This is a genomic window from Paludibaculum fermentans, from assembly GCF_015277775.1.
GTDB classification, from domain to species: Bacteria; Acidobacteriota; Terriglobia; order Bryobacterales; family Bryobacteraceae; genus Paludibaculum; species Paludibaculum fermentans.
In genome coordinates this window covers 5246742-5265601 of record NZ_CP063849.1, presented here as the reverse complement: position 1 = coordinate 5265601, position 18860 = coordinate 5246742, and the positions used below count along the sequence as shown (strand labels likewise).

Sequence of the window (18860 nt, the reverse complement as noted above, 5' to 3'; positions counted from 1 at the left end):
AAGCCCAGCCCGCGCCGGGAACCGCCCTTACTCATGAAGATCTCCGGCAGTGTCACACTCATCACGGGAGCCAGCTCCGGCATCGGTGCTGCCCTCGCCGCGGAACTCCGCCGCCGCGGTGCGCGTCTCGTGCTCACGGGCCGCTCTACGGAACGGCTCGCACGCATCGCCCAACCCGAGGACCTTGTCCTCCCCGGCGACCTTTGCGACTCCGCCTTCCGCGACACCCTCATCCAACGCTCCCTCGATCGATTCGGCCACATTGACATCCTCGTCAATAATGCTGGCTACGGGATGTATGCGCCGCCCACCCGCTCGCCTCTCGACGACGTGCGCGACATGTTCGAGCTCAACCTTTTTGCGCCCCTCCATCTCATCCAACTCGCTGCGCCCTTGATGAAAGAGCGAGGAAGCGGCATCATCGTCAATATCAGTTCCGTCGCTGGGAGATTGACCTTGCCGTGGCTTTCCATATACTCCGCTTCCAAGTTCGCCTTGTGCGCGCTGTCGGAAGGCCTGCGTTCCGAACTCTCCGGTGCAGGGATCCAGGTCATGACCGTTTGCCCCGGCTACGTGAAAACGGCCTTCCCTGAGAACGTTCGCGGAGCCGCCATGCCCCCCTCCCTCCGCAACCCTTCGCACTTCGCCATCACCGCCGCGGAATGCGCCAATGCTATCGTTCGAGGTATCGAAAAAGGAGCCGCTACCGTCGTGACCCCCGGCAGCGCCAGGTTGCTGCTTCTCGCGGCGCGGCTCTTTCCGTGGCAGACTGAAAGGTTCTTGGCGCGGTTCCACCGCCAATTGGAGCAGCAAGCATGATTCTTAAGCTGAAGCGCACACCGGGCATCTACCTGGTGGGCTTCATGGGTAGCGGAAAAACGACGGTGGGCCGCGCACTCGCCAAATACCTCGGGTGGCGGTTTGCCGACCTGGACGAGGATATCGAGGCGCGCGAGCAACAGCCCATCGGCCAGATCTTCGATACGCATGGCGAGGATGAATTCCGCCGCATCGAGAGCGAGGCCCTCAAGCGCCGCGTCTCTGATGTCGCCCGCGGCGTCCCTTGGGTCATCTCCGTCGGTGGCGGGTGTTTTGCCCAACCCCGAAACTTCGAGCTCATCCAGAACCACGGGCTCTCCATCTGGCTGGATGCGCCTCTGGAACTCATTCGCTCCCGCATCGCCCACTCCACCCACCGGCCCCTCGCCCGGGACCCCGAGAAGTTCGAAGCCCTCTATTGGGCGCGGCGCGAGTTCTACGACAAGTCGGATTATCGAATCCCGGTCGGCTCGGAAGGTTCCCAGGGCGCGGTCGATACCATTCTGAAACTGCCCATCTTCTAATTACCAATGCCTATTGCCCGGATTCTCCGCCGCGACGCCAAGGCCATCTTCCAGGCCGCGGTCGATGCTGCCCAACCGGAAACCGCCGTGCTGGCCGCTCTCAAGAGGATCCCCACTCATCGTTTTCGCCATATCTTTGTCCTTGGCGCAGGCAAGGCCTCCGCAGCCATGGCCCATGCCGTGGAAGCCGCCCTCGGCGGCCATGTCACCGCTGGGCTCGTGAATACCAAGGACGGTCATCTCGCGGACCTCAAGCGCATCCGGCTGAACGAGTGCAGTCATCCCGTGCCCGATCAACGCGGTGTTGACGGCGCCCGGCAGATCGCCCTGCTCGCCAGTGATGCGAAAGCGGACGATCTGGTCATCTGCCTCATCTCCGGCGGAGGCTCGGCCCTCCTGCCCTTGCCGGCCGCTCCAATCACTCTCGCGGAGAAGCAGGACACCACCCGGCTCCTCCTCGGCTGCGGAGCCACCATCCACGAGCTCAACGCGGTCCGCAAACACCTCTCCCTCATAAAGGGAGGCCAACTGGCTCGCTTGGCCGCACCCGCCACCGTGGTTTCGCTGATGCTCTCCGACGTGGTCGGCGACCCGCTGGACGTCATCGGGTCCGGCCCCACCGCCCCCGACCCCTCCACCTTCCAAACCGCCTGGACCGTCATCGAAAAATACGGCCTCGCCGCCCAGTTGCCCGCGTCCGTCCGCACCCGCCTCCAGTCCGGCCTCCGCGGCACCGTGGAAGATACACCCAAAGAGGGGGACGCCTGTTTCGCCCGCACCCGCAATCTCGTCATCGGCAGCAATCTGCTCGCCGTGAAAGCCGCCGCGGCCAAGGCTAAGGACCTCGGCTACAAGCCCGTCGTCCTTTCCACCACCATCGAGGGCGAGACCAAGGATGTCGCCTTCATGCACGCCGCCATCGCCCGCGAGGCCATCGCCACCGGACGTCCGGCCAAACCACCGGTCTGCTTCATTTCCGGCGGCGAAACCACGGTCACCATCCGCGGCGACGGCCTCGGGGGCCGCAATCAGGAGTTCGCGCTCGCCGCCGCCATCGTCCTTGACGGCCAACCCGGAGTGCTGGCTTTTAGCGGCGGTACTGACGGCACCGACGGACCCACCGACGCGGCAGGCGCCATGGCGGACGGCGAATCGGTCCAACGCGCCGCCAAACTGGGGCTGAATGCCGCCTTGTCCCTGGGCCGCAACGATTCTTACCACTTCTTCGATGCCCTGGGTGACCTCGTGAAGACCGGGCCGACCGGCACCAACGTGATGGATGTCCGGCTCATGCTCCTCAGATGACAGGCCCGCTCCGCGCTGCTACGCCACCTGGGGGTGCCCTATGTTAGATTGAGTTGACCGTAAGCCAAATCCTATGAGTGATCCTTCCGTCGACCTGCTGAAAACGCCTCTCAACGCAGCCCACCGCGCCCTCAAGGCCCGCATGGTGGACTTCGGCGGTTGGGACATGCCCGTACAGTATTCCGGCATCATCGACGAGCACAACACGGTCCGCACCGCCGCCGGCCTTTTTGATGTCAGCCACATGGGCGAGATCGAGATCAAAGGGCCGGAAGCCCTCTCTCTCGTCAACTACGTCTCCACGAACAACGCCGCCAAGCTGGCCATCGGCCAGGTCCACTACGCCGGCCTGCTCTACGACCACGGCGGCTTTGTCGACGACATCCTGGTGCACAAGGTCGCTGACGATTCCTACTTCCTGTGCGTCAACGCCTCCAACCAGGACAAGGACTTCGAGCACATCGCCGCCCAGAACCGCTGGGATTGCACCGTCGAGAACGCCGGCCCGCGTTACGCCCAAATCGCGGTCCAGGGACCTAAGGCGCTAGCCACTCTCCAGAAGCTCACCAAGACCGAACTCTCGCCCATCAAGTACTACTGGTTCACCGATGGCGAAGTCTCCGGAGACTGGGCCCGCATCGCCCGCACCGGCTACACGGGCGAGGATGGCTTTGAAATCTACGTCGACCCCAGCCTCGCCGAGAAACGCTGGAACGAACTCATGGCCGCCGGCGAGGAGTTTGGGATCAAACCCGCCGGTTTGGGTGCCCGCAACACCCTCCGCATGGAATCCGGCATGGCCTTGTACGGCCACGAGATCGATGCTTCCATTTCGCCCCTCGAAGCCGGCCTGCAGTGGATCGTCAAGTTCGACAAGGGTGATTTCCTCGGCCGCGCCAGGCTGGAAGAGCAGAAGGCCGCCGGTCTCACCCGTAAACTGATTGGCTTTGAAATGTGTGGTCGCGGCATCGGCCGCGACGGCTACGAAGTCCGCGTCGCGGGCGCTCCCGCCGGCTGGGTCACCTCCGGCGGTCCTTCCCCGACGCTCAACAAGAACATCGGAATGTGTTACCTGCCCCTCGACAAGGCTGTACCCGGCACCTCCATCGAAGTCATGGTACGGAATGCCCCTGTCGAAGCGGTCACCATCCCCATCCCTTTCTACAAGCGAGCGAAATGAACTACCCAGAAACCTTCCGCTACACGAAAGAACATGAATGGGTGTCTGTCGACGGCGACACCGGCACCATCGGCATCACCGATCATGCCCAGAATGAACTCGGCGATATCGTCTATGTGGACCTGCCGAAAGTCGGCGCCGTGATCGAAACAGGCAAGAGCCTGGGTTCGGTGGAGTCGGTGAAGGCCGTCAGCGACATCTACGCGCCCGTTTCCGGCGAAGTTCTCGAGATCAATACCCACCTCGCCGAGGCGCCCGAGAAGCTCAATGAAGACCCCCATGGCGACGCCTGGCTCGTGAAGATCCGCCTGTCCAACCCCGGCGCAGTCTCCGGCCTCCTCTCCGCCGAGGAGTATCAGGCATTCATTGGCGGCTAACCCCAACTCCTCCCCGCTCCCCAACCTCTCTCCCTAAGTGATCTAAAGCGGCCCGGTAATCTCGAAAGCCGGGCCGCAACGCTACAATAGGGTATTGGGGTGGCCTCCCCGGCTGCTCCATTTCCGGGAGCCATCACAATTGCGATACCTGCCCCACTCTGACGCCGAGCGGCGTGCCATGCTCGACGCTTGCGGACTCAAGTCCCTCGATGATCTCTACGCTCACCTCCCCGCGGAAGCCCTCTTCCCTCGGAACCTCGACATTCCCGCCGGCAAGTCGGAGTATGAAATCTCCGACTACTTCAAGCAGCAGGCTGCAAAGAACGCCAACGGGTACGCCAGCTTCCTCGGCGCGGGCGTCTATGCCCACTACCGGCCCGTCCTCTGCGACGTGGTTGTGAGTCGCGGAGAGTTCCTCACCTCCTACACGCCCTATCAGGCCGAGATCGCCCAGGGCACTCTGACGACGATCTTTGAATTCCAGACCATGGTCTGCCAGCTCACTGGCATGGAAGTCGCCAACGCCTCCATGTATGACGGCTCAACCGCCGTGCCTGAGGCTGCCATGATGGCCGCCCGCGTCACGGGCCGCCATAAGTTCCTGGTCGCCGCCAATCTCCACCCCGAGTACCGCGAAGTGCTCGACACCGCCGCCCGCAACGCCCAGCTTCACGTGGAGCCTTTCGGCTACGACCCCAAAACCGGCTCCATCGACGTGGCCGGCCTGGAGTCGAAGCTCGACAAGGACATCGCCTGCGTCATTCTCCAGTCGCCGAACTTCTTCGGCATTGTCGAGAACATCAAACAGGCCTCTGAACTCGCCCACAAGCACGGCGCCCTCCTGGTGGTCGTCTTCTCTGAAGCCGTTTCCCTCGGCCTCGTCGAGCCGCCGCGCGATGCCGACATCGTCGTCGGCGAACTCCAGAGCTTCGCCATCTCGCCCAGCTACGGCGGACCCTTCGCCGGCATCATCGCCACGAAGGAAAAGTACATGCGCCAGATCCCCGGCCGCCTGGTCGGTGAGACCAAGGACGCCGACGGCAACCGCGCCTTCTGCCTCACTCTCTCCACCCGCGAACAACACATCCGCCGCGAGAAGGCCACTTCCAACATCTGCACCAACCAGGCCCTTATCGCCCTGATGGCCACGGTCTTCATGAGCGTCTACGGCAAGCAGGGTCTCCGCGAACTGGCCGAGCAAAACCTGGCCAAGGCCCACTACCTCGCCAAGGGGCTCGAGCTCCCCTTCAGCGGCCCGTTCTTCAATGAGTTCGTCGTCCAACCCAAGGGCAGGACTCCCGAAGAGGCCAATGCGGCCCTCCTCGAGAAGAAGATCATTGGCGGCCTGCCGCTGGGACGCTTCTTCCCCGAGTTGAAGGATTCCATGCTGCTCTGCGCCACTGAAATGTCGAAGCGCGCCGACATCGACGCCGTCAAGGAGGTTCTGCTCTAATGCCCAAGACTCTCGGCAAAATCCGCCCCCATCTCACGCAGAACGAATCCCTGCTCTTCGAGCTCTCTCATCCCGGCAAAACCGGCTATCAGCTCCCCGAGTTGGATGTGCCCGCCGTCGACGCCGCTGAAGCCCTGGGCGGCGAAAACGTCCGTACCGAGATCGAAAACTTCCCGGAAGTCAGCGAAGTCGAAGTCATTCGCCACTTCACGCGCCTCTCCACCTGGAACTACGGCATCGACCTCGGCCTCTTCCCGCTGGGTTCGTGCACGATGAAGTACAACCCGCGCATCAACGAGGCCGTGGCCCGCATCGAAGGCCTCGCCTGGGCGCACCCCTACCAGCCGGAATCCCTCTCCCAGGGCGCCATGGAAATCGCCGCTGTCCTCGAGCAGTACCTCGGCGAAATCTTCGGCATGGACGCCGTCACCCTCCAGCCGGCCGCCGGCGCGCATGGCGAGTACACCGGCATCATGCTCATCCGGGCCTATCTCGAGTCCCAGGGCAATCCGCGCAGGAAGGTTCTGGTCCCCGATTCCGCCCACGGCACCAACCCCGCCACGGCCATCATCGCCGGCTACGAAGTCGCCACCCTCAAGTCCAACGAGCAGGGCATGATCGATCCCGCGGTGCTAGAAGCCGCCGTCGACGACTCCGTGGCGGCCATGATGATCACCAACCCCAACACGGTCGGTGTCTTCGAAGAGAACATTGTCAAGATTGCCGCCATCCTTCACGCCAAGGGCGCGCAAGTCTACATGGATGGCGCCAACCTGAATGCGCTGGTCGGCGTCGCCCGGCCCGGCGATTTCGGCATCGACGTCCTGCACTCCAACCTGCACAAGACCTTCTCCACCCCACACGGCGGCGGTGGTCCTGGAGCCGGTGCCGTCGGCGTCAAGTCGCACCTGGAGCCGTTCCTGCCCACCCCGCGCCTCCGGCAGGCCAATGGCCAGTGGACCTGGGATTACAACTGCCCCCAATCCATCGGCCGCGTTCGCGCCTACTACGGCAACTTCGGGGTCTTGGTTCGCGCCCTCGCCTACATCATGGCCCACGGCGGTCCCGGCCTCCGCAAGGCCACGCTCGATGCGCTATTGAACGCCAACTATCTGCGCGCCAAGCTCGCCCCCTACTTCCAGATCGCCTACGACGCGCCCTCCATGCACGAGTGCGTGTTTGAAGACACCCGTCAGGAAGCCAAAGGCGTGCGCACCGGCGATATCGCCAAGCGCCTCATCGACTACGGCTTCCATCCCTATACCGTCAGCTTCCCCATGATCGTGCACGGCGCGCTCATGATCGAACCCACGGAAACGGAATCGAAGCAGGAACTCGACGCCTTCTGCGAATCGCTCATCGCCATCTCCAACGAGATCGACACCGATCCCGAAATGGTGAAGCACGCGCCCTACATGACCCGCACTTCACGTGTGGATGAAGTCACCGCGGCGCGCAAGCCGATTGTCCGTTGGAAGCCCTAGCGCTTCCTGCATGGCGGCCGGAGCGGAAGTCCTTTGTCTCCCCTGGCAGGGCGGCAACGAACCCGGCGTGTCCGCTCCGGTCTCACACCTCTTTGGACGACGGAGCCGTGCTTTTGATAGCGCGGCCCGCCGTTCAACGTCTTCCTTGAATCTGCCGCCTCGCCGTCGCCGCCGTGGCTTGCACACGCGGGATCTTCTCCAACTCCGCCAGCACAGGCAAAGCCCTCGCCGCATCCGCCCCAATCCCGCCCAGCGCAATCGCCACACTGCGCTGTACGTGCGCGTCTTCGCCTTTTACTTCACCCGCTGCAATCAACGCGTCCATCACCGCGATAGCACCATGTCCTTGCCTCGCAATCGCGTCGGCGGCAGTCATCCGGACCCCCGTATCCCGGTCTTTCAAAGCCTCGGCCAGCGCCGGCAGCGCCTCTTTCGCGCCGGCCCCCAAGTCGCGCAACGCCAGCGCCGCGACCCCTCGCTGGACCGCATCCGGGTCCTTCAATGCGCTGATCAGGTTCCGGACACCCCGTGGCGCAACCGGAGCCTGCACCGTCTGCACCTGGCCCACCTTCGCCAGAATCAGGCCATCCAGCCCCAGATGGTACCCCGTCGCTCGCATGTCCTTGCCTGCGCAGACAAACGCCAGCCAGTGCCGCCCCTTCGTGAGCTTGCGCCAACCCAGCATCCGGTCCTCCGCTACGTACAACTCTGGCCCCCACCCGCTGAAGGCCACCCGGGAGCCCATGTTCGCCCCAGGCTCGTGCTCCAGGTCGCCCTCGTCCATGACAGGCTTCCCATCCAGCAGCGTGCTGTAGTCGCCGTAGTCCGGCGCGTGCGCCACCTGCGCCACAATCTCGTAATAGCCGTCCTCGGCGACATCCAGGGGGATCTCCATGCGCGAGCCCGGCCCCTCCGCCTGGAAGTACAACAAATCCCGCGACCAGAAGACCTCCTTCTGGACCTCCGTCCGGCCCTTCTCCGCCCGCACCTCTGAGGCCAGCGATTCCGCCTCAATCTGCTTTGCATTCCCGTGCGGCAGGCGCGCCGAACCATACGGCGGCTCGGGCAGCCCCTGTGCCACGCCCTGCTGATACCAGAAAGCTACGGAGGAGAACAGATCCGCCCGCTCTTCAAACGCCGACCGCACGGTGCCGTTCTCGTTATACGTCCAGCCGCCATGCTCGAACACAAACCGCAGGCTCTTCTGGAACGGAATCGGATCCCGCACGTGCCACCGGTACGCCGACATGCGCGACCCGCGGCCCGTCCCCTCGGCCGTAGTCACACCCCAATACGGGCTATCGCCCACCCGCAGGCTCCACGCATCATTGAAGTAATCTTCCGTGCCGGTGCCCTGAATCGAGGCGGTCTTCTCGCCGTCGATAAACAGGTGTTCGTCGCCCTCGCCGAACCACCCGGGTGCCACCTGGATGACATTCAACAGCGTCCCTACATACTGCCCACGCCCCGTCACGGACAACACCTCGTACGGTTGCCCGGCCTTCGCCGGCAGCTCCTGCCGGTACCAGGCGTGGAAATAGCCGATATCCGCGGGCAGCGTCCGCTTCTCCCAATCCACGTGGTAGTAGAGGTTGGAAACCCGCCGCCGCCCCTCATTCGTGATCGTGATTCTGCAGGCCTTGCGGAAGGGCATGGCCCAGTAGGAGTTGCGCGACCGGCCCTCTGACCCGTTCACCACCATCAGCGATCGCAGTTGCCGCTCGTGCCCCAGCCCGACTCCAAAGAAGTCGCCCACCGGCACATCCACGCTCGGGGTTGGGCTGTGGTCGTAGTAGACCCGCAGCCGCAACAGCCTCGGCCAGGCGTACTCGTTCGCCGCGATGGTCAGCCAGATATGCTGCACTACTCCCGGACCTTCCAGGTCCGCCAGCACCACAGTCTCACCGGGGATCGGCCGCTTGCTGTCGTCGTTGCTCGTGAGGTCTGTATTGTTGCTGGAAGACCGCAGCGCCCGCCCATCGTGGATCCGGGCCAGATCCAGGGAGTCCTGCGCGCATAAGACCGCGCCCCAGGCACACAACACCGCCAGCACTCGCATGGAGCCTCCTGCCGCCTACAAGTCAGGCCGCACCCGGCCTTCGCTGACCGAGAATGCTATCACGCTCCGCCGGCGCGGTCTCAGCCCTGCTCCGCGCCCCTCATCATCTCCTGGCAGACCTCGTCCAGGATTCGTGTCCAGGCCGCCCGCACGTCATCGTGAAAGTCGGGCTGCATCGCCTGGGCCAGCGCCCAGATCAGGGCGGTACTCACCGTCTGGTAGTGCTCCGGCCGCACGCCATAGTCGACGTGTCTCCGTCCCAGCTCCCTCAGCGTGGGCCGTAGTTTCTCCAACCGCTCGGCGCTCTCGACAACCAGTGACAGGGTGTCCATCAGCTTGCCGGATTGCACCTTGAAATCGACGTGGAATAATCCGCGCAGCGACGGATCCAGGTCGAAGAGACGCCCATAAAACAGCATCGCTGTCGGGGTCGACATCTCCCGGATCGCCTCAAAGCTATCGCGGACCAGTTGTGCGTCCTGCCGCATCACTTCCCTTTCAACGCTTTCTCCACCCTCTGCATCTCTTCCTTGTGGTAGCGGGTGAATCCGGGCTTGTCCTGCAACTCTTGAAACAATGCCAGCGCCTTCTCCCGCCAGCGCCGCGCATCCGCCGCGCGGTGCAGCCGTTCGTATGTCGAAGCCAACCCCGAGTATGCCCGCGGCGCCAGCGCCCGTTGTGGCACGCCGGCCCCCTTGGCCGTGCTCAGCTTTTCCGCCATGGCCACCGCCTGGTTGGCGTACTGCAGTGCCGTTTCGCTCTCACCGCGTCCCGCCGCGGACTCCGCCAGTTTCCGGCCCGTCGTGATGTAAATCCGGTAAAACGGCAGCATCTCCGCCAGGTGCTTGCCCGCCAGTTGGTGGCTCACCAGAAATTCGTGGTCGGCTTCTCGTGCCCGGCCCGCACCCAACAACACATCGCCCAGTTGCTCGTGGAGGGCTGCCATATTCACCACGATGTTGATGTTGGCCGGACTGTTCTTCGACGCCTGCTCCAGCAGTTCCGAAGCCTGCCGGAACAACACGACCTGCTCCTCCGCGCTCTGCGCCGGCAGCGCCGCCGTCCGCATCGTCGCCATCCCGTAATCGAACAAACTGCCCTGGTCCGAAGGATTGCCGTCGTGCAGGCTTCCGGCGATCTCCATCATCTTGCGGAAAGCCGCCAGGGCGCCCGCCTTGTCGCCCAGGTTCGGGTAGTTTGGATTGCCCTTCACATCCCCCAAGTGGCTGTACGCCAGCATGCGCTGCCGCTGGAAGTCGATATTGGTTGGCTCCGCCTGGCAGATCTTCTCCCACGCGTCCGCCGACACCTGGAACTTCTTCAGCGCCGCCTCCAACTGGTTCACCCCCGCCAACGCCATGCCATAGCCGGCATTCGAGGCCGCCACAGAGGCCTGCAGCGCCCGGTCCTCCGGATTCGCCTTCAGCGCATCCTCCAGTAAGCCCAGTGCCTGCTTCTCACTTTCGAGGGATTCCTGCGACCTGCCGTTTTCGCGATACACCCGGCTGATCGAGTCGTGAACGCCCGCCAGGCTCCGCCGCGCCTCGTTGTTTAGTCCGGTCTTCGCCAGTTCATCGCCGATCTTTACTGCCTCCTGGTAGACCCGCAGTGCCTCGGCCTTGTGCCCCGTATAGCTTTCCAGATTGCCCAGTCTCTGGTAGATCCGCAGCCGTGCCTGACCCGCCTGGCCGCTGTTCGGCAGTCCCTCCAGCGTCGCCAGCGCCTTCTTGAAGCTCGTCTGCGCGCCGGCCGTGTCCCCTTTGTGCGAACCCAGGATGTTGCCCTGCACCTCGCCCATGCGCTCATACGCGCCCGCCAGTTCCACCCGCAGATCGCCATCCCCGCGCGCCGACGCCGACAGGTTGTCCAGATACTCCAGGCCGGTGCGGATAATGGCTTCGCGGGCGGGCAGGGAACCAGGCAGCGGCTTTACCCGGTCGTACACGTCGAAAATCAGCGCATTGGCCAGCTTCCGCGTCTGCCCGAACCTCTGCTGCGCCACCCTCGCCTCGTGCGCCGAGACCACGATCCCCACCGTCAGGGCCGCCGCTACCGCCAGTCCCGCCGCCAGCATGCCCCGATTCCGCAACACGAACTTTCGGGCTCGGTAGGTCATCGTATCGGGCCGCGCCGTGATCGGCCGGTTGTCCAGGTGGCGCCGGATGTCGTTCGCGAACTGCTCCACCGACTGGTAGCGCCGGGCCGGCTCCTTCTGCATCGCCTGGCCGATAATCGTGTCCAGGTCTCCGGCCAGTTGCCGCGCCCGTGTCCGGTCGCTGACCAGCGTACTCGGCCGCCGGATCTCCTGCTCGCAGATCGCTCGCTCCAGCATCTGGGGCGAGTACTTTTCGATCAGGTGCGGACGTGCTCCGGTCAGTAGCTCAAACAGCACCGCGCCCAGCGAGTAGATGTCGCTGGCCACCGTGATCGGTTCGCCGCGCACCTGCTCCGGACTCGCATAATCCGGCGTCATCATCGCCGCGCCCGTCACTGTCTCCCCTTCCGCCGGCTCGTGCAACAGCAGCTTGCAGATCCCGAAATCCAGCAGCTTGGGCGTGCCTGTCGAGTCCACCAGGATGTTGCCCGGCTTCAGGTCCCGGTGCACCACCAGGTTCTGGTGCGCATGCGCCACCGCGGCGCACACCTGCAGGAACAGCCGCAGCAGCGGATCCACGCCCAGCTTGTGTTCCTCGCAGTAGGTGTTGATCGGGACCCCGTCCACCCGCTCCATCACGATGAACGGCAGCCCCTCGTCCGTCGTGCCGCTGTCCAGCAGCCGCGCAATATTGGGATGTTGGAGCCGCGCCAGAGTCTGCCGTTCGCGCCGGAATCGCGCCAGGAAGAACTCCGTGTCCATCCCCTGCCGCACCAGCTTGATCGCTACCTCGCCCTGATACTGGTCGTCCGCGCGCTCCGCCAGGTAGACCGTGCCCATCCCGCCCCGGCCCAGTTCCCGCACCAGCCGATAGGGCCCAATCCGCCGCGGTTCCGACGCCGTCTGGCGCGAGTGCAGTTCCAGGACTGCCCCCGCTACTTCCTGCTCCACAAAGCCCCGGCCCGATTCGTCGCTGGCCAGCAGAGCCAGCACTTCCAGACGCAGCTCCGCGTCACCCGCACACTGCGCGTCCAGCCACTGCCCGCGCTCCGCCTTCGGCAGCTCGACGGCTTCGTTGAACAGTTCCTCGACTCGTTTCCAGTTCTCCGGTGACATTATTCAGCTGTGACCTACGCGGTCGTCCGGCTCATTTCGCGATGCAGCCACGCCTCGGCCAGCCTTTGCTCCCGGCCCACCGTCGCCACCGAAATCCCCAGCGCGTTCGCGGTCTCGTCCACTGTCATACCGCCGAAGAACCGGAGCTCAATCACCTTGGCCTTGCGCTCGTCCACAATGGCCAGCTGATTCAACGCGTCATCCAGCGCAATCACCCCGGCGCTACGCTCCGGTGACATCGACAACGCCTCATCCAGCGGAACATTGGCCATTCCGCCGCCACGCTTCTCGCTCCTGTGCTTCCGGGCGTTGTCCACCAGGATTTGCCGCATCAGATGGGCCGCCACGCCGAAGAAATGCGACCGGCTCTGCCAGTCCGGCGCATCCTGCGCCACCAGTTTCAGGTACGCCTCATGCACCAGCGCCGTCGGCTGCAGCGTAGCCGCATTCCGCTCCAGGCGCAGATACCGCTCCGCCAGATTATGTAATTCCCTATAAACAATGGGGGTAAGCAGGTCCAGCGCTTCCTTGTTCCCTTGGCCCCAGTCCACAAGAAGCTTCGTCACCTGTTCCCGGGCCGATCCACCGGGCAAATTGACCATAGCCCATTCTAAACGTGAAAAATATTTTCATCCATTGGTACGTTTCGCCGCTCGTTTGCGCAGATCAATATGAGAGCGAAAATATGCTGCCCCGGACTTGAAGTTGCGTCCATTGCTCTCCATCGGTGGGATTCGTACCACTCGGCGCACGGAGGCAGCTAACGCAGGATTCGGCTGGCACCCATTCCGCCGGGACCTAGACTACTCGGAGCTATGACCATGACGTCTCGTCAGAAATCTCTGGTGCAGGCAAGTTACGCGGCCCTGAAGCCGATCTCAATCGAAGCCGGGGTCATCTTTTTCCACCGGTTGTTCGCCGTGGAGCCGTCCCTCCGCTACGTCTTCTGCGCTCCTGTGGAGGAGCAGGCGCAGAAGCTGATGCGTGTGATTGCCGTCGCTGTTCGCAGCCTCGACTTCATGGACAACTCGGCGAACACCTCCACCCCAGGCGCCGGCGAGCAGATCCCCGATGCTGTCGGCGCCTGTCTTTTGTGGACCTTGCAGCAAGCTCTTGGCGAGAAGTTCACCTCCGAAGTTCGCGAAGCCTGGCTCTCATTGTGCGGCCTCGTTTCGTCCACCCTGCAGCGCGGTGCCATGGCGTCCCTGGTCGCCGGAAGGTGCTGAGTATGTCCGGCATTCACAACGCCGTCCGCCGGTCCGTTCGCGAACACCTGATCGAAGGCCAGTTGGAGGAGGCCGAGGAGCTCTGCCGCGAATCGCTCCTCATCCTCGAAGAACTCTGCCCCATCCACACCGACGTCGTCACCGCCCTCTGCCGTCTGGGCTGGATCCTCGACCGCCGTCAGGAGTGGGCCGAGGCCCTGCAATGCGCCGAACGCGCGGAAGAAATCCTGGACGAGCTCGGTGATTCCGTCCCGCGCCCCGAGCGCGACAGCCTGCTGTTCGAAGTCCTTACCCTGCTCGGCGTGGCCCTCCGCCAACTCGGCCGTTACCGTCAGGCGGAGACCTTCTTTCGGCGTGCCTTTACCCTCGCCGAAGCCAACCGCGACGTCCCTGACCAGCTCGTCACCGCCTGTAACAACCTGGCCCTGAACTACAAGCTCGCCGCCAACCTCGAACAGGCCGCCTGCTTCTACAGCCTCGCCATCCTCTTTGCCTCCCGCGCCTTCGGCGAAGTCAACGCCCTGACGGCCACCATGTGCTACCACCTCGCCGCCCTGCAATGGTCGCGCGGCCATTTTCAGGAAGGACTCACGCCCGCCCGCCAGTCCTGGGAGATGCGCCATACGCTCCTTGGCGACGTCCACCCCGACACCGCTGCGGCCGAGGCCGTCCTGCTTCAGCTCCAGTCCGCCATCGAGTCCGAAGCCAAGGCCCGGCCCCTGCGCACTGTCCTGCGGGCCGCTGCTATCTCCGTTCAGCTCAAGACGCCAACCGCCAAGTCGGGATCCGCCACCCTGCCCAGCACCATCACCCTGGCCGGCTTCTGCGGCGCCGCCATCTGACAACCGCCGCCGGCTCACGCTAACTTGGATCTGGGCCGCCTCGCCCTCCGTGGCGCCCAGAGGTCCCCATGAGCCGGATCATCCCAACGCTCGCCTTTCTTCTCGCCACGCTGGCCGCCCACGCCCAGCCCGTCTTCCCGGTCTCCGTCTGGTACGGCGGCGGCAAAGCGCGCGCACCCATGCTCGAATCGGGAGCCCGAGCCAAAAAGGAGCTCTGGCGCCAGGACGTCCGCCAGATCAGGGCCCAGGGCTTCAACACCCTCCGCGCCTGGATCGATTGGGCCACCGGCGAGCCCCAGGAAAAACAATATAACTTCGAGACCCTCGACGTCCTCGTCGAACTCGCCCAGGAGGAAGGCCTCCACCTGCTCGTCCAGGTCTATATGGACTCCGCCCCGCAGTGGCTCGGCGACAAGTATCCCGGATCCCGTTTCGTCTCCGCCGGCGGCCAGGTCATTCAGCCCGAAACCGCCCCCGGCTACTGCCGCGACCACGCCGGCGTCCGCGCAGCCGACCGCGCCTTCTACTCCGCCCTCGCCAACCACCTCAAACGCAGCCCCGCCTTCCTTGGGTTCGATCTCTGGAGCGAGCCCCACGTCATCAATTGGGCCACCCCCGTCTTCATCGACAAACCCGAGTTCTGCTACTGCCCCAATACCCTCGCCCGCTTCCGCGCCTGGCTCCAGCACAAGTACGGCTCGCTCGACGCTCTCAATGCCGCCTGGTATCGCGGCTATCGCTCCTGGGACCAGGTCGAACCCGGCCGCATGAGCACCATCCTCTCGTTCACCGACTACATCGACTGGAAGGCCTTCATCGTCGACAAACTCGGCGAGGATCTCCACGACCGCGCCGATGCCGTGAAACAGGCCGCCCCCGATCGCCTCGCCACCAGCCACGCCGCCGGCGTCGGCCTCTTCGCCTCGCCCCACCATTGGGAAGGCCAATCCGATGACTGGACCATGGCGTCCCAGGTCGACTACTACGGCACGTCCTTCTACCCCAAACACTCCGCCTTCATCGACCGCGACGTCCCCTGGCGCGCCGCCCTCCTCGACTTCACCCGCTCCTTCGGTTTCGACGCCGGCCGCAAAGGCTTCTGGATCGGCGAACTCCAGGGCGGCTTCGGCACCATCGCCCTCAACGTCAGCTCCACCGTCACTCCCGCCGACCTCCGCATCTGGACCTGGTCCGCTCTCGCCCGCGGAGCCAAAGCCATCAACTACTACGCCTGGTATCCCATGAGCTCCGGTTATGAGTCCGGCGGCTTCGGCCTGAATCAACTCGACGGCACCATTACCGATCGAACCCGCGAAGCCGGGGCCATCGCCCGAGTGATCGACCGCAACCAGAAGCTCTTCCTCGACGCCCGTCCGCCCCAGTCCCAGGTGGCCATCATCTACAACCCGCTTTCGCACTTCGTCGGAGGCCGCCAGCGCGCCGCCGTCTATGGCGGACCCCAGGGCGAAGTCGCCGGCATCGAGCGCGACTCCCTCCTCGGCATCCACCGCGCCCTGTTCCCCACCAACGTCCCCATCGACTACATCCACATTGCCCACCTGACGCCCGAAAAGCTCCGCCAGTACAAGCTGGTCTTCTTCCCTTATCCGCTCATGATGCCCGAGGCGCCCGCGAAACTCCTCCGCGACTACGTCTCCGCCGGAGGGACCCTGGTCGCCGAAGCCCGCCTGGGTTGGATGAGCGAATCGGGCAAAGCCTCCGATCGCATTCCCGGCATGGGGCTCTGGGAGCTGATGGGCTGCCGCGAAGTGGCCGTTCAAACCGGAGCCAAAGGCCGCACCACAATCCGTTGGGCCGACACCACCTTCCCCGGACTCAAGCCCGGAGACGAACTCCCCGGTACCTGGTATGAAGAGTCCTTGGAGCCGCTGAACCCGTCCGCCCGCATCGTGGCCCGCTTCCCCAACGGCGACCCCGCCGCCATCGCCTCCACCTTCGGCCGTGGCAAGACGCTGATGCTTGGCACTTACCTCAGCGCGGCCTACCAGGGCACCCCAACGGCCGCCGCTGCGAGCTTCTTCGAAAGCCTGCTCACCTGGAGTGGAGTCGCCCGTCCCATCCAGGCGCCCAACCTGGAAGCCCACACTCTCGAATCCGGCATGGACCGTCTTGTCTTCGTCTTCAACCACAACGCCAAGCCCGTGGAGTCGACAGTCCGCCTAACCATGCCGTCAGGATCTTTCCAAGCCGTGGACCTGCTGAACTCAACCCCGGTGGCCCTGCAATCCGCCGAGCAGTCGGTCGAATTCCCGGTCCGCCTCGACCCCAACGCCGTCCGAGTCCTCAAGCTCTCGCCCCGGCCCTAACCCGAATCCGTAACGACCGCCGCCAAATTGAGCCGCGACCGTGAGGGAGCGGAGGAGCCACCGTCAATCCGCAATCAACCCACAACCCCGTCCCCCCCGTCTACCCCAGCACTTCCTCCAGCAAATACCCCTTCAACTTCTGGAAGTTATCCGCCCGCCCGCGATCCGCCGGATTCACAGCCGCCGCCGGCAGCGCGCGAATCTGCTCCTTCAACGGACTCGCCTTCCGCCCCAGGGCCGTGATGGCATTCAAAGCCTGCATGGCCACATAGACCCCTTTCTTCTCGTAATCCGACAACAGGATCAACAGCGCCAGCGAAGCCTTCAAATCTTCATCCGTCCCGTACTCGCCCAGCGCCTCTGCCGCCACAATCGCAGCCGCCGGAGCCGCCCCAGCCCGCAACTCCAGCAATTCAGCCCGAGCCGCCTTCACCTCCGCCGCCCCGCGCATCAGCACGCCCAAGGCCCCCCAGTACCGCACCGCCGAATCCCCATCTTTCATCAAGGCGAGCAACTGCCCCGTCACCCCCGTCTTCAGCGACGAAGCCAGTTGAGCCGCCGCCAGCACCTTCTCCGCCGGATACCGCTTCTCGTCATGCCCCATCTCAAACGGAGCCCCGCCCCGAGCCCGCCCGTGAATCTCGTCCTCCGGCAGCAACCCAACATCCCGCAGCGATCGCTCGTGCGCCAGATGCTCCGCCCGCAACTTCTCCAGCACGGGCCTGTGCTCTGCCGAGTCCGCCAGATTCTTCACCTCATCCGGATCCGACTTCAGATCGAACAACTCCTCAGCCGGCTTCCTCTCCCAGAACTTCTTCTGCGCCGCGTTCAGCCGCCCTTCCTGGTACAACCGCGCCCACACCGGAGTCGTCGGCGTCTCCCACATGTAAGCCAGGTGTTGCCCGTAGATTTTGTGCGGCATGTAGTTCCGCACATACACATACCGGTCGTTCCGCACCGACCGCACGCAGTCATACCGCTCGTCCATCCGGCCCCGAAACCCGAAGCTATACGCCCGCGGAGCCTTCTCATGCCGTCCCAGGAACGCCTGCCCCTGGTGGAACGGCTGCGCCGGCAGGCCCGCCAGGCTCAGCATCGTTGGAGCCAGGTCCACAAAGCTCACCAGCCTGCTGTTCTTGCCGCCGGCCACGTAATCCTTCGGAGCCAGGGCCCTCCACTTCTCCGGAATCGCAGCCACAATCGATACGTTCAGCCCCGAGTTGTAGGGCCACCGCTTGCTGCGCGGCATGCCCGAACCGTGATCCCCGAAGAAGAACACGATCGTGTCATCGGCCAGCCCGTCGCTCTGCAGATCCGCCAGGATCTGGCCCGCCTGCCCATCCATCGTCGTGATGTTGTCGTAATACTGCGCCCAATCGTGCCGCACCTCCGGCGTGTCGGGATGATACGCCGGAACCCTCGCCTTCGCCGGATCGTGTACCAGCGTATGCGGCCGTTTCCGGATCTGGCTCTCGTGCGTAATCTCGAGATTGAAGACCGAAAAGAACGGCTGCCCCGAAGCCCGGTTCCGCCAGTGGCCCTGCTTGCTCGAATCGTCCCACGTGCCCGGAGGCTTCTCGAGGTTGTAGTCTTCCTTCACATTGTTCGAACAGTAGTAACCTGCGTCCCGCAGATACCCCGGAAGCATCTTCCAGCCCGCGGGCATCTTCGTCATCGACCGCATATGCTCCGACCCCGTCGACGGCGGATACACACCCGAAATAATGGTCGTCCGCGCCGGAGCGCACACCGGAGCATTCGACCACGCATTCATGTAAATCGATCCGCGAGCCGCCAGCTTGTCGAGATTCGGCGTGACCGAATATGAGTCCCCGCACGCATGCAGGTGCGGACCCATGTCTTCGCAGGTCACCCAAAGGATGTTAGGCCGGGGCGTATCCGCGGCCCGGCCAGTCAGCAAAGAGCCGGCCGTAGCAGCGAAAGCGCGTCGAGTCAAAGGCATATGCGTCATGGCGATGCCTACAAACCTATCGCTTCGACGAGGCGGAAACAACGCGCGCGGGGCCTCAGGTCCAGTTCGGCGCTGCGCCTT

At 64.2% G+C, this 18860-nt stretch carries 15 protein-coding genes; 10 read left to right on the top strand and 5 right to left on the bottom strand.

What is annotated here, in order from left to right:
- Positions 1 to 33 precede the first annotated feature (33 nt).
- The 7 genes from IRI77_RS20640 (at position 34) to gcvPB (ending at position 7142) form a co-directional block, all read left to right on the top strand.
- A complete protein-coding gene (locus IRI77_RS20640) occupies positions 34 to 819 on the top strand; it encodes an SDR family NAD(P)-dependent oxidoreductase (protein WP_194446916.1) in 786 nt (261 codons plus the stop codon).
- Positions 816 to 1343 (top strand): shikimate kinase, encoded by a 528-nt coding sequence (locus IRI77_RS20635; protein ID WP_194446915.1) that lies wholly within the window; start codon positions 816 to 818, stop codon positions 1341 to 1343. Before IRI77_RS20640 ends, IRI77_RS20635 begins: the two co-directional genes overlap by 4 nt.
- Positions 1344 to 1349: 6 nt before the next feature.
- Positions 1350 to 2648 carry a glycerate kinase type-2 family protein gene (locus tag IRI77_RS20630; RefSeq protein ID WP_194446914.1) on the top strand — a complete coding sequence of 433 codons (1299 nt, stop codon included), beginning with the start codon at positions 1350 to 1352 and terminating at the stop codon, positions 2646 to 2648.
- A gap of 73 nt (positions 2649 to 2721) precedes the next feature.
- Entirely contained in the window at positions 2722 to 3828 is a 1107-nt protein-coding gene (gcvT, locus tag IRI77_RS20625) for a glycine cleavage system aminomethyltransferase GcvT (RefSeq protein ID WP_194446913.1), read from the top strand.
- The gene (gene gcvH, locus IRI77_RS20620) at positions 3825 to 4205 is read left to right on the top strand and encodes a glycine cleavage system protein GcvH (protein ID WP_194446912.1); all 381 of its coding nucleotides are present in this window, start codon (positions 3825 to 3827) and stop codon (positions 4203 to 4205) included. Before gcvT ends, gcvH begins: the two co-directional genes overlap by 4 nt.
- A gap of 139 nt (positions 4206 to 4344) precedes the next feature.
- Complete coding sequence (gene gcvPA, locus IRI77_RS20615; protein WP_194446911.1) at positions 4345 to 5658, top strand: aminomethyl-transferring glycine dehydrogenase subunit GcvPA; 1314 nt, start codon at positions 4345 to 4347, stop codon at positions 5656 to 5658.
- Positions 5658 to 7142: an aminomethyl-transferring glycine dehydrogenase subunit GcvPB gene (gene gcvPB / locus IRI77_RS20610; protein ID WP_194446910.1), complete on the top strand. Its 1485-nt coding sequence runs from the start codon at positions 5658 to 5660 to the stop codon at positions 7140 to 7142. The genes gcvPA and gcvPB overlap by 1 nt, the downstream gene beginning before the upstream one ends.
- Before the next feature lie 133 nt (positions 7143 to 7275).
- Here gcvPB and IRI77_RS20605 read toward each other — a convergent pair whose 3' ends face one another.
- From IRI77_RS20605 to IRI77_RS20590, 4 genes are all read right to left on the bottom strand, one after another.
- Positions 7276 to 9201 (bottom strand): DUF2961 domain-containing protein, encoded by a 1926-nt coding sequence (locus tag IRI77_RS20605; RefSeq protein ID WP_194446909.1) that lies wholly within the window; start codon positions 9199 to 9201, stop codon positions 7276 to 7278.
- Between the two features lie 80 nt (positions 9202 to 9281).
- The gene (locus IRI77_RS20600) at positions 9282 to 9689 is read right to left on the bottom strand and encodes a globin domain-containing protein (RefSeq protein WP_194446908.1); all 408 of its coding nucleotides are present in this window, start codon (positions 9687 to 9689) and stop codon (positions 9282 to 9284) included.
- Positions 9689 to 12412, bottom strand: a complete 2724-nt coding sequence (locus IRI77_RS20595) for a serine/threonine-protein kinase (RefSeq protein ID WP_194446907.1) — start codon at positions 12410 to 12412, stop codon at positions 9689 to 9691. The genes IRI77_RS20600 and IRI77_RS20595 overlap by 1 nt, the downstream gene beginning before the upstream one ends.
- 14 nt (positions 12413 to 12426) lie before the next feature.
- Positions 12427 to 13014, bottom strand: coding sequence for a sigma-70 family RNA polymerase sigma factor (locus IRI77_RS20590; protein ID WP_194446906.1), 588 nt, complete (start codon positions 13012 to 13014; stop codon positions 12427 to 12429).
- 219 nt (positions 13015 to 13233) lie between these two features.
- On the opposite strand from IRI77_RS20590, the gene IRI77_RS20585 reads away from it, so the two are divergent.
- The 3 genes from IRI77_RS20585 to IRI77_RS20575 all read left to right on the top strand — a co-directional run bounded on the left by IRI77_RS20585 (position 13234) and on the right by IRI77_RS20575 (position 16807).
- Complete coding sequence (locus tag IRI77_RS20585; RefSeq protein ID WP_194446905.1) at positions 13234 to 13638, top strand: globin family protein; 405 nt, start codon at positions 13234 to 13236, stop codon at positions 13636 to 13638.
- A 2-nt stretch (positions 13639 to 13640) separates the two neighbouring features.
- Positions 13641 to 14480: a tetratricopeptide repeat protein gene (locus tag IRI77_RS20580; RefSeq protein ID WP_194446904.1), complete on the top strand. Its 840-nt coding sequence runs from the start codon at positions 13641 to 13643 to the stop codon at positions 14478 to 14480.
- 68 nt (positions 14481 to 14548) lie between these two features.
- The gene (locus IRI77_RS20575) at positions 14549 to 16807 is read left to right on the top strand and encodes a beta-galactosidase (protein WP_194446903.1); all 2259 of its coding nucleotides are present in this window, start codon (positions 14549 to 14551) and stop codon (positions 16805 to 16807) included.
- A gap of 100 nt (positions 16808 to 16907) precedes the next feature.
- Here IRI77_RS20575 and IRI77_RS20570 read toward each other — a convergent pair whose 3' ends face one another.
- Positions 16908 to 18764, bottom strand: a complete 1857-nt coding sequence (locus IRI77_RS20570; protein WP_194446902.1) for a sulfatase family protein — start codon at positions 18762 to 18764, stop codon at positions 16908 to 16910.
- Between the last annotated feature and the right edge of the window lie 96 nt (positions 18765 to 18860).